Origin of the sequence: Carboxylicivirga fragile, assembly GCF_050589805.1 — a bacterium.
Classification (GTDB): Bacteria; Bacteroidota; Bacteroidia; order Bacteroidales; family Marinilabiliaceae; genus Carboxylicivirga; species Carboxylicivirga fragile.
The window spans coordinates 1-11,816 of the sequence record NZ_JBNGOY010000080.1 but is presented as its reverse complement, the minus strand read 5'-3'; the positions used below and the strand labels follow the sequence as shown (position 1 = coordinate 11,816).

Here is an 11,816-nt window from a genome sequence, read left to right as displayed (position 1 = left end):
AGTTCTTCGAATATTTGCCGTAGCATATAGAGAAGAGCCATTTGTGAAATTATCTTGCTAAAAACTTGTTTTTATCTTAGAATGCTCGATGACCGAAATTAGCTTTTGGACATCCGTAAAATTTCACAAAAAAAAGCCTGTCTTTGGGAGACAGGCGAGAAACATTCTAAGAAAAAAATTCTAACCTAAACCTCACACACATCCGAATGTTTCTATTATTTGGGGACCAGGAGAGCCGTTTGTATTAGACTGAGCAACAAAAATAAGGTCAGAATAAAGTCTTGTCAATAGATAAAGGACAAAAAAATCCGATTTATTTAAAAAAAGTGGGAGCCATGCGGCTTGAGCAATTAATTATTTCCAGAAAATTAAAATACCTTTATTCACATTTCTTTATTTGATTTTTTAGAGGTAATTACTACGATCCCGCACTATTCGTTTATGATTCCACCTTGCTTTTATTATTTTTGCAAAAAAAGTACCAAAGTGATATATCCAGAAAGTTTTGAAGAGAAGATAAAGTTTACCAAAATCCGTGAACTCATCAAGAATAATTGCATGAGCTCCTTGGGGAAGGAAATGGTTGACGAAATGAAGTATGAAACAGACTTTGATACCATGAGCCTCTTTCTTCTTCAAACCTTCGAATTCAAAAAAATCTGTCTGGAGGAAGAAAACTTTCCACTTAATTACTTTATTGATGTTCGTGCGGCTCTTCTACGAATAAGAACAGAAGGACGTTTTATGGAAGAGTCGGAATTATTCGACCTAAAGCGATCGTTAAATACCATAAATGATATTTGCCGCTTCTTCAATAAAAAAGATGCAGAGGATTATCCTAAGCTAAAAGAATTGGTTGCAGAAGTAGCCGTCTTCCCTTTCCTTCAGGATAAGATCGAACAAATTCTTAATAAGTTTGGAAATCTAAAAGACAATGCCTCGCCCGAATTAGGACGAATAAGAAAAGAAATATTCAATAAGCAAAACAGTATTTCGCGTCGCTTAAGTTCCATACTTAAGAAAGCTAAAAAAGATGGCTTTGTCGAATCCGATGTATCTGTTTCTATTCGCGATGGAAGAGCTGTTATTCCAATACCTGCGGCTCACAAACGCAAGATTAATGGTATTGTACAAGATGAATCGGCCACTGGAAAAACCTCTTTTATCGAACCTGCCGAAGTTGTGGAAATCAATAACGAAGTTCGAGAACTTGAATATGCTGAACGCCGTGAAGTGGTGCGCATATTAATTGAAGTAGCGGATATTATTCGCCCCTACATTGAAGAGTTACTGTTGACTTATCGATTCATGGGCAATATTGACTTTATTCGTGCCAAAGCCCGATTTGGCATTACAATAGATGCAACTCTTCCTGAGTACTCAGCCAAGCAGGCAATGAACTGGAAGGAAAGTGTACATCCATTATTATTTCTCCAGCACAAGGAGGTCAATAAGGAAGTTGTGCCACTTGATCTGGAGCTGAGCGGACCTAAACAACGTTTATTATTGATATCCGGACCAAATGCTGGTGGTAAATCAGTCTGTCTTCAAACAGTTGGATTAGTTCAATACATGTTTCAATGCGGCTGCTTAGTTCCCATGCTCGAAGCTTCAAAGATGGGTTTCTTCAAAGATATCTTTATCGATATTGGCGATGAACAATCTATCGAAAATGACTTGAGTACCTACAGCTCTCACCTTTTCAATATGAAACACTTTTTGCGTTATAGCAAGAAGGATACGCTTATACTAATTGATGAATTTGGAACAGGTACAGAACCAATGCTGGGTGGTGCCATTGCCGAAAGTGTGTTAGAGCAACTGAATCAACAAGAGGTGTATGGTGTGATTACAACGCACTATACCAACCTGAAACATTTAGCATCGCAAACCGAAGGTATCGAGAACGGAGCTATGCTCTTTGACACTGGTCGTATACAGCCCTTATATAAATTACAAATAGCTCAGCCCGGTTCATCCTTTGCCTTTGAGATTGCTCGCAAAATTGGCTTACCCGAAAATATTCTCAGCAGTGCCAAGGAAAAAATTGGTCAGGAACATGTTGATTACGATAAGAACCTCCGTGAAATAGTACGCGATAAACGCTACTGGGAGAAAAAGCGTAATACCATTCGCATCAACGAAAAGCGTTTAGCCGAAACTTTAGAAAAATATCAACTTGAGCTTCAAGGTATAAAGAAAGAACGTAAGGAAGTTATTGAGAAAGCTAAAATTGAAGCCAACTCATTACTTTCGAATGCCAATAAAGAGATAGAAAATACTATCCGAACCATCAAAGAAACACAAGCAGAGAAAGAAAAAACAAAGCAAGCTCGTCAGAAATTGGATGTTTATAAAGAGAAAGCCACTTCTAATGATGAAAACGACGAAGCCATTGAGCGTAAGATCCGACAAATAAAAGAGCGAGAGAAACGCAAGTCGGAAAAGCCGGCTAAAAAAGAAGTAAGTAAGAAACAAGTTAAACCAAAGCTTAAAGCGCCAGTTGTCATTGAAAAAGGCGACATGGTAAAACTATCCGGACAATCGCAACCAGGGGAAGTATTATCAACCAATGGTAAAGACGCAACGGTGGCTTTTGGACACATTCAAACCAAGGTTAAGGTTAATCGCTTAGAAAAAATGCAACAACAAGGAAGCGCTAAAAATAAATCCAATCAAAGTTTTCAAAGCATTTCCAATGTCAACGAAAAAATTAGGGATCGCAAATTAACCTTTAAACCAGAAATTGATTTGCGTGGCCAGAGAGCTGAAGAAGCCATTCAAAAGGTTATTAATTTTCTTGACGAGGCAATTATGTGTGAAGTTTCCGAAGTACGCCTTCTTCACGGTAAGGGCAACGGTATTCTGCGCATCATGATACGTGAACAGTTGGCAACCATACCTTTTGTTGAGTCATTTAGAGATGCACATTTACAGGACGGAGGAACAGGCATCACCATTGTTGAATTGGGTTAGAAATACTTATCGAAGATTAGCTATCATTTTGCAGTAAGCTGCTTTTTTCATTACTTGGTACAACTAAAAACCATCAACAATGAAGAAACAGTTTATTCTTTGGATATTCTTTTGTGCATTTTGCCTGAGTGGATACTCCCAAACCAATGAAGCCATTGAGCTCATTAATTCAAAAGATGCAAATTTACAGCATCGCTTAGATCGCCTCGAAAAAATGGTAGATGACCTCATGTGGCACGAACGGGTTGGCGATATTGCCCACGTTGACAAGGTGTATATGTATGGACCACCACTGTGGAAAGAAAAAAATCCAACTGCTCTTGGTGCCGGAAACCCTGTTAAATTTTGGTCCTATTTGTTCTTCCCCAAAAACATTGACACCTCAAAGAAATATCCTTTAATGGTATTACCACATGGTGGTGTACATGCCGATTTCACCACCTATTACACACATATTGTTCGCGAATTAGTAAGCCAGGGTTATGTGGTGGTAGCCGCTGAATATAGGGGAAGTACTGGTTATGGCAAAGGTCATTTTGAAAAGATTGATTATGGCGGACTGGAAGTAGAAGATGTTTTTGCAAGTAAAAACTACATGCTTGAGAACTACGATTTTCTGGATGCTAATCGAGTTGGGATAATGGGATGGAGCCATGGTGGTTTGATCACCTTATTCAATATCTTTGATCATCCCAATGATTATGCTGTTGCCTATGCAGGCGTACCAGTCAGTGACCTGGTTTCTCGCATGGGTTATTACGAGGATGATTACCGAGCTTTATACGAGGCCGACTATCACATTGGCAAATCAGCTCACGAAAATGTAGAGGAATATAGGCGTCGTTCTCCTGCCTGGAATACTGCAAGATTTCAGAACACTCCCCTACTGATCCACACCAACACTAACGACAATGATGTGCATGTACTTGAGGTGGAACATCTGATTAAATCATTAAAAGCAGACAATAAGAAATTTGATTACGAAATCTATCAGGATGTTCCGGGAGGTCATTCTTTTGATCGAATGGATACGAAAAAAGCTAAAGAAATTAGGGTGAAAATATATAAACACATGGCTAAGTTTTTAAAGCCCTCGAAGCCAATTGAAACAATACAAGACATCCAAAAAGCAGGTTATAAATTTTAATATCCCAAAAGATAAAAGAAGTATAATATTTCAAAAAACTCCTAAAATCATGTTTCGCTAGGCGAATAATTTATTATCTTAACGAAACATGATTAATCATTTAATCCTACTCTAACCCGTATTTAAAAATCTCATTGTAATTTTTCACCAAAACGAATTATCATGAGCAATAACAAACCAAGAGTAATTAAAGATTACAAGAAGCTTGATGTTCACATACAGGAACAAATAAAGCTAAGCTTTCCTTATGGTTTCAGTGATAGCCTTATCACATTCTCGTACAAGGATGGTCAAATAATTAGCGCACTTCCCTTCGAAACTGATGACAGATATTACCTTGTAAAAATGAGTGTAGTTGAGGCAGAACAACTCATTAAAGAAGATGTTGACTATAACGAAGATGGAAATCTTAAGAGTAATGTAAAAGAGGATTATGCTCAAAAACACGCCGACGTTGACTATTTAAAAGAAGCCATTGCCGAGGAAGAAGCGGATGAAGAGAAAATTCACCAAAGAGAAGAAGCAGAGGCCGAAGAGGAAGGTGAGTAAACACCTTCCTGGTTTTCTAAAAATTATCGTAAATACTTTTTATTGAAGTGCGTATCGCAAAATAAAAATGCTGTGTATCTTGAACACGTTCATCATTACTAAGTTTTCTAACTCGTGCTCCAGCTGTTACATTAAACATGTTACGCGGATTAATCAGGAAACTAACATTAAGATCTGCATTGTACACTTTCGTATTTAAGCCTTGTCCTATGTAGTGTCCATAATCTCTTACAACATCATTCTCATCCAATGGCCGCTGTGTATTGGGCATAAATACATCCTTACCCCAACTAATACCATCGCCATAGTCATCGCCATATTCGGTGGCCATTAATTCAGCCTTGAATAGCCATCTGCGATAGCGGTATTTTAATATTCCCAGCCCTTCTTTAAAATTAGCTCCTAATGTGTGAGCCAAAGGTTGTTGATAATGGCCATAGGCATATATGGAGGTATAATGCGAATACGTATACGGACGTACTTGATTATATTCTAATTGAACATCCAAGTTATTAATTCCGAATAAATTAAAAGTACGCGCACCTAACTGAAACCCCTGTTTATTAGCCCACCACTGCGTTTGACCAAATACCTCATCGGCCTTAAATTCCCCAAGTACAAATTGTCCATAAAAGGTCAACCATTTGGCAGCAATGTATTTCGCATTAAAACCCATGGTCACGTTATCGGGCGAACCGATGGCATACTCAACAGGGCGCATAAAAGCAACCGGATTTAAATAATGCATATCAAAGCCCCGATGACCTGTGGTGTCATCTTCGGCATAAACTACACTGGCAAATAATCCAATACTCGCTCGTTTTCCAATGTTAAAATCCAAATATTGAAATACGCCATATTTACCGGGATATCGATAGTCATCACCATCTTTTTCCTTATCATAGTGCAACATCTTATTATAAATGACCTGATAACGCACCTTCCAAAAATCAGCACTTAGTTTTACGTATGGATAACTAAAAGCCACATCAGATAATAATAATGAGCGATGCCCATCTCCGATAAAATGCTTGCCATTACCCAATTGAAAGCTAAAGTACTTGGCGAAATCAAAAGCTATATATCCTGTAGCTTGTGCATAATCATGACCATTGGTACTGTAATTCTTTCGTTGCCCCTGACCTGGCATCACATTTAATGTGTTAGCAAACTCATCAATATAATTGGGCACCACAGCTTGGTTCTCGACAAAATCAGTATAAAAATGAAGGTGCTTACCAATATTTCCTTTGATGTATAAACCTCGCGTATTGGTATAGGTTGTTATGCCTTCAATATTTTCCTTTCCTCCTTCAAAATTAAAAAGCGGATTAACAACAATGTTAATGTCATCCTTATCTAATTTCAAAAGGTCGTCATGAAAAATGCGCTTCCAAAAATTCAAATGACCAGAGGGCACTCTTAATCCATCATACAACAAAGAGTCAACATTGGTCAATTCATTCAACTCATCCATTCGATATTGACGAAAAGAACTATGAATATCAGCTCCAGGTTGATAGACAACTCTATCAAACGGAGAATATGCATAATCCTCATAATGGCTCTGCAACTGCGCATCTGAGAATTGAAGAAATATACTAAATAAAAATAGGGATGTTAATCTTCGCAATATCATGATAATTGGTTTAAGCTTTACGAATATAGGAATTTCCGTAAAAGCAAACTATACGGGCGGTGTGTTGGAATGTTTCGATAGAGTTAAGAACAAAAAAAATCCACTCTTAAAAGTGGAAAAAGGGTGAAAAGCCATTGTATCTCTCGTTATCCATATTGACAATGCTTTGCCAGGATCCTCGTACCCTTATTATAGCGAGGCACAGCAGCTTTTCAATCCCAAGCTTCACTCGTATGCGTAATCGTCATCCCAGGACAAGAGTAATGTACAACATGATTAATGCCATGTCAAGTTTTATCGCAACAAATACAGAAAAAAGGCATAAAAACATGTATTTTTAGCAATCTGCATTAAGCATCCATATATATTCATTAAATTTATTTGTTGCATGCGTATACCGTTCAACATAGATAAGATTATTAAAACCAAAAATAGATGAAGTTAAGCCTTAAAATACTTGCTTACCTGCTTTTAACGATTTTCACAATACTACTTGCCCTTATCTTAATTGCTGAGTTTGCTGAGAATACTATTACAAAAAAAACACTTCAGCATGTCAACAAAAGCTTAAATGCTGATATTAATATTGGTAATGTCAATTTTTCATTGATTAATGCTTTTCCTTTGGCAAGTATCGAATTGGAAGATGTTAGCATAAAGCAGGCTTATAAGGACAGTGCTAATGACTTGAGCGAGGAAATAATCACCTTGAATAAGGCGAGCCTTTCAATACAAGTTCTGCCACTTTTAGACGACATCATAAATATTGAAGAAATAAAACTTAAAGGTGGCTGTTTACTTTATGCAATCAACAAGGATAGTGTTACAAATATCGATTTTCTTATCAGTGAACCTGAAACAACAGAAACTGACACAACACCTTCCTCAATTAATTTAAGCCTCAAAAGCCTGGAGCTAGACAACATTACATGTATCTATAAAGACGAAAGCTCAAAAACTAAAGCTCAATTTCATTTAAATCATGCCCAAGCCGATGCTAAGCTTAATAAGGATATTACAAGTGCCAATTTAATTGGTAAAGCAAGTATCAGTAATTGTCAGTTCCCAAACACGCCAATTCACCTGCTTGAAGTAGCAAAAATTGACTTTGACATTAACTACCTCAACAAGCTGCTTAAGCTAGGTTTCTTAAGAATTAATACAGATGACAGTCAATTTGCCATCAAAGGAAAAATAAAACTCGACGATCACTTTGAAAGTGAACTTTATATTTATGACACCGAATTAAATCTGGCTCAACTTCAAAAGTATATTCCAGAAGATATTAAAGAAGAAAATAGCATAAAGTCCATTGGCGGACGAGTTACTCTTGGTGCCGACATAAAAGGAGCCTTGCTAGACTCTATTCTTCCCAACATAGATCTCAAGGTAAACATCTCAGATGCTTCGGTTAAAACAAAAGACTATCCAGAAATATCGAAGTTAGAACTTGCCCTAAACTACAGCAACGGCAAAGACTGTAATATGGCAACATCTGTTGTGGACATACAACAGTTTAAATTTGAAACACATGAAAGCAAAGTTCAACTAGTAGCTACTGTAGAAAATTTTGATCTACCTAAGTTTAAATTAAACAGCCAGCTTGAATTAAACCTAGGTGAATTTAAAACATATGTTCCGGATAGTTTGGTAAAGGATTTATCAGGTATGCTTACTGCATCGGTTCGAACAAGTGGCCGAATGCCTCAAACATTTTCAATGGACTATGTGGATAGACTATTAAAAACAACAATGCTTGATCTTCAACTCAAGCAAGTCAACATTGCTATGGATTCCATCAACCAAGTGTCTAATTTGAATGGCACTCTATCCTATTCTGATCAGAACTTTGATATAAAAAACCTCTCATGTTTTCTTCCGAGCTATGATCTTAAAATTCATCCATCTGCCATAGAAGGACGCTTCGAAGGTAAGTTAAGCGAACTCAATTCGATGGCATTAAAAGTTGATACCGTTTCGTTCAATGCTAACTCAAGCCACATTAATGGCATGGCTTATTACCAAAATGGAACAACACCTAGTTATGATATAAATAGCACTATTGACATTAATTTAAATGACTGGAAGAGTTTTGTTCCCGACTCTCTGGTTTCGAAATTCACAGGAAATATTCTTGCTGACATCAATTCAAAAGGGTCTTTTAATCCCGACTCAATCGTAGACGATGCCATGGAACTTTTATTTACCCATAGTAAGCTCGATGTAGAAACCAAGCAATTAAGTGTGGCCACTTGGGATGAGAAGTATAATATTGAAGATTTCAATGGTCGATTCTTTCTTGCTGATGATTCTATTTCGCTTGAAGATATAACAGGTAGTTTTAACCACATCGATTTCTCAGCCGACTCTTCGAGTTGTACAAATATTTATAAAGGATACATTTTAAATCAAGCCGAAAAAATTAATGCCTATGGTTTTATTCAATTAGGAACCATAGACTACGCAAAATTATCAGAGCTAATACCTGCTGACACAGCAACAACACAAGCTGATAATAACGAACCAGAATTGGCTAATTATACCTTTGAAGCCAAAGGAAAATTTGGTGTAGATAAAGTAATTTACGAAAAAGCAGTTCTTGAGAATATTGGCGGATTATTCAGCATCAATGACAGCTTGTATATAATTGATAAACTAAGAGTTGATGGCTTTAGCGGATCAACAAAAACATCAATTCGGTATGAATTACATTCTGATAATAAAACCAAAATTAGTTTCAAAAATGAAACAGACAACCTAGACATCTACCAGCTTCTTAATGATTTCGACGATTTCAAAGCTTATGGCAATAACTATATCACACATGAACAATTAAAGGGAACACTCAGTATCAAAAGAATTGACGGAAGCATGGTATTTATTGGTGACTCTATAGATATGAGCTCTATAATGATAGGCGCAGATACAATTACCTTGAAAGATGGTAGGCTAAAGGGACATGAGATGGCGATAGAGATGGCTAAACTTTATGACATGGAAGAATTAGAAGACATCCAATTCCAAACCATTAATACGAAATTATTTATTTACAGAAACTTCATGTATTTCCCTGCAACCAATATTGTTAATAATGCGATGGATGTGAATGTATACGGTAAACAAGAGTTTGGTGAGGATTGTCAACATCATGTTCGATTATATACCAGTCAGCTAATGAATAAAGGGAAGAATGAACGAATCGAAAAGAAACAACAACGAAAAGAAGAAAAAGAAGATGGTAAAACAAAGGGTATGATGGTTTTATATGCTATGTACCAAATAAAAGATGGTGAAACAAAAATAAAACCTGAATCGAAGGAATCTTCAGACAGAAGACAAATACGTGCTCAGCTTTTTGTTCAAGAAGGTGGATTAAAAGGAGTATTCCATCCTAAATCAATTAACTACAAAACTGGTGTAGAATAATCTATTTCTTCCATGAAAAAGAAAAGAATACTATTAATAATAGTTTTTTGCCTAATCGCAATTGCAGCAACTATTGTTCTATTTAATTTCAACTCAAAAAGCAAAAATAATATCGAGTTTCCAATATCACACAATGAGGCAGACATCATTGTTGGAGAAAACTCTTCAAGTAATACAATATTCGTATTCTTTAATTACAACTGTAAATATTGTCAACGTTTTTTAAACGATTTCAAGCTCTTTTCTAACGACTCAACTTTAAAAGATTTAGACGTAAAAATTATATTAAAGCCCCTCGCAATGAGCCAATCTCAAAGCGAATATCATGCACTACAAACACTGATTGGGCTTTACCTTTATGGTAATCCAAGTAAGGTGCACGATCTTTTTCTTCACAACTACAATATTATTTATAGAAAAGAGTTTTTTGGATTAACGGATGTATTCATCAATGACAACCCAAGTTTTGCAGAATTCTTATTAAACAATGAAGATTACATATATCTAAAAACTAATTTACTTCAATTTAACATGAATAAATTAGACGTCACCCCAACTTTTATTATTAATAATCGTAAATTTAAGGGGTACAAAAACAAAAAATCCTTTTTGAAAAGATTAATAAAAGAACTCAATAAAAACACTTCTTATTATGAGCAAAAAACAAATCATTAAACCGTTATTGGTCATACTTGTAGCTACTATAGGCCTATACAGCTGTGAAGATGATCCTGAAGAATACTGTGAAGAGTATCCAATATGTGATTTGAGTCCAACCTACTGCTGCGACGACGATGGCAATTGTACGTATTCATACGATGGGAATAGTTATTCTTCTTTAGAAGATCTAACATCAGCTATCTGCCCAGCAAGCATAACAGGACCTGAATTGGAAGCATTACAGATTGAATTAGATAAACTCTCAATTCGATTAATTAGTGAAGCTCGCTCGGCAGCTATTTGCAAATAACATTACTAGAGCCGACTCCACAGAGTTGGCTCATTTCTATTTTGGACAGAAAAAACACCAACTTTTCTTTTTCTGTTTTTTTAGTGCCGCTTCGAGTGATGCGCCACGCAGATTCATAGCAACAATTACTCCATCTGCATCAATCAAGAAATTAGCTGGTATCCCTTTTACGCCATACATCTTTGAAGCCTCATTTCGCCATCCTTTTAAATCACTTACATGATAAGGCCATGATAAAGCATCTTCTTCAATGGCCTTCTCCCACGATCCCTTTTTCATATCAAGAGAAACGGAATAGATCGTAAAGCCTTCACCATTCTTAAATTTCAGGTCTTTGTATTTATTGTATGCAGTAACAAGGTGTGGATTCTCTTTTCGACATGGGGCACACCACGATGCCCAGAAATCAATCAACACCAACTTACCTTTCAAGGAAGAAAGAGCTATTGTTTCACCTTGTGGTGATACTTGAATGATATCAGGAGCCTTCTCTCCCACCTTATAGTTTTGTGCCATAGACGGGTTGACAACAGCAATAAAAAGTAATAAGTAAATATATTTGATCATAGTTTTCAGTTCCATTATTTGAAACGAATATAAGAGTTTTTAAACTCAGACAATAACAATAATTCAATTGTTGTACAGCGTACCAAAGCATTGGGTTTCGTTTTAGCCGAATCTCTTATTAAAAATTCGCATATTTGAAGCAGAAATCATTTCAATCAACAGATTAATATCTTGCCAGTAGAATTCACTCCAGTCGCACATTTAAAATACTATTAATCAACTTTTAAACCAGCAATGACTTACAAATCTCTTGCTAATCACTTGCTTTCAAAAACCCAAGCTCAGCAACAGACAATACCTTACTACCTGCAGCACCTTCCATCAGCTTAATTTTAATAAACCTAGTTTTTACTTCTTTATTAAAATACGCTGTGCGCTGCGTTGGATCATTAATAAGGTTACCAAATTCTACCACCATTAACTCACTCCAATCATAGCCATTATTACTTATCACTAGTGACCGACTAATTTTTTAAAATGAGGGTACTCCCTAAAGGTTTCCCCTCAAAGTTGTAAATTGATTTTGCGAAACATTTTACAAC

General features: G+C 36.3%; 9 protein-coding genes. 6 read left to right on the top strand and 3 right to left on the bottom strand.

Annotated elements, in window-relative coordinates; translation table 11 throughout:
• The first annotated feature begins 486 nt into the window (after positions 1 to 486).
• From ACRD7B_RS21890 to ACRD7B_RS21880, 3 genes are all read left to right on the top strand, one after another.
• Positions 487 to 2,976 carry an endonuclease MutS2 gene (locus ACRD7B_RS21890; RefSeq protein ID WP_430826804.1) on the top strand — a complete coding sequence of 830 codons (2,490 nt, stop codon included), beginning with the start codon at positions 487 to 489 and terminating at the stop codon, positions 2,974 to 2,976.
• Positions 2,977 to 3,055: 79 nt separating this feature from the next.
• The gene (locus tag ACRD7B_RS21885; RefSeq protein ID WP_430826803.1) at positions 3,056 to 4,123 is read left to right on the top strand and encodes an alpha/beta hydrolase family protein; all 1,068 of its coding nucleotides are present in this window, start codon (positions 3,056 to 3,058) and stop codon (positions 4,121 to 4,123) included.
• Positions 4,124 to 4,285: 162 nt separating this feature from the next.
• Positions 4,286 to 4,672 carry a hypothetical protein gene (locus ACRD7B_RS21880; RefSeq protein ID WP_430826802.1) on the top strand — a complete coding sequence of 129 codons (387 nt, stop codon included), beginning with the start codon at positions 4,286 to 4,288 and terminating at the stop codon, positions 4,670 to 4,672.
• A gap of 16 nt (positions 4,673 to 4,688) precedes the next feature.
• On the opposite strand, the gene ACRD7B_RS21875 is transcribed toward ACRD7B_RS21880, so the two are convergent.
• Positions 4,689 to 6,311, bottom strand: a complete 1,623-nt coding sequence (locus tag ACRD7B_RS21875; RefSeq protein WP_430826801.1) for a hypothetical protein — start codon at positions 6,309 to 6,311, stop codon at positions 4,689 to 4,691.
• Between the two features lie 435 nt (positions 6,312 to 6,746).
• Between ACRD7B_RS21875 and ACRD7B_RS21870 the strand changes: the two genes are divergently transcribed.
• From ACRD7B_RS21870 to ACRD7B_RS21860, 3 genes are read left to right on the top strand one after another with little or no spacing between them, the layout of a single operon-like run.
• Positions 6,747 to 9,737, top strand: coding sequence for an AsmA family protein (locus tag ACRD7B_RS21870; RefSeq protein ID WP_430826800.1), 2,991 nt, complete (start codon positions 6,747 to 6,749; stop codon positions 9,735 to 9,737).
• A 12-nt stretch (positions 9,738 to 9,749) separates the two neighbouring features.
• A complete protein-coding gene (locus ACRD7B_RS21865; protein WP_430826799.1) occupies positions 9,750 to 10,412 on the top strand; it encodes a DsbA family protein in 663 nt (220 codons plus the stop codon).
• Entirely contained in the window at positions 10,390 to 10,707 is a 318-nt protein-coding gene (locus ACRD7B_RS21860) for a hypothetical protein (protein ID WP_430826798.1), read from the top strand. The genes ACRD7B_RS21865 and ACRD7B_RS21860 overlap by 23 nt, the downstream gene beginning before the upstream one ends.
• 36 nt (positions 10,708 to 10,743) lie before the next feature.
• Here ACRD7B_RS21860 and ACRD7B_RS21855 read toward each other — a convergent pair whose 3' ends face one another.
• Positions 10,744 to 11,274 carry a peroxiredoxin family protein gene (locus tag ACRD7B_RS21855; RefSeq protein WP_430826797.1) on the bottom strand — a complete coding sequence of 177 codons (531 nt, stop codon included), beginning with the start codon at positions 11,272 to 11,274 and terminating at the stop codon, positions 10,744 to 10,746.
• A gap of 253 nt (positions 11,275 to 11,527) precedes the next feature.
• Positions 11,528 to 11,728, bottom strand: coding sequence for a discoidin domain-containing protein (locus tag ACRD7B_RS21850; RefSeq protein ID WP_430826796.1), 201 nt, complete (start codon positions 11,726 to 11,728; stop codon positions 11,528 to 11,530).
• Positions 11,729 to 11,816 lie beyond the last annotated feature (88 nt).

What these genes read in the sequence shown, in the direction of transcription:
- ACRD7B_RS21860 (WP_430826798.1), top strand. Translation starts at nt 10,390, where the DNA reads ATGAGCAAAAAACAAATCATTAAACCGTTATTGGTCATACTTGTAGCT.
- ACRD7B_RS21855 (WP_430826797.1), bottom strand. Translation starts at nt 11,274, where the DNA reads ATGATCAAATATATTTACTTATTACTTTTTATTGCTGTTGTCAACCCG.
- ACRD7B_RS21875 (WP_430826801.1), bottom strand. Translation starts at nt 6,311, where the DNA reads ATGATATTGCGAAGATTAACATCCCTATTTTTATTTAGTATATTTCTT.
- ACRD7B_RS21865 (WP_430826799.1), top strand. Translation starts at nt 9,750, where the DNA reads ATGAAAAAGAAAAGAATACTATTAATAATAGTTTTTTGCCTAATCGCA.
- ACRD7B_RS21880 (WP_430826802.1), top strand. Translation starts at nt 4,286, where the DNA reads ATGAGCAATAACAAACCAAGAGTAATTAAAGATTACAAGAAGCTTGAT.
- ACRD7B_RS21870 (WP_430826800.1), top strand. Translation starts at nt 6,747, where the DNA reads ATGAAGTTAAGCCTTAAAATACTTGCTTACCTGCTTTTAACGATTTTC.
- ACRD7B_RS21885 (WP_430826803.1), top strand. Translation starts at nt 3,056, where the DNA reads ATGAAGAAACAGTTTATTCTTTGGATATTCTTTTGTGCATTTTGCCTG.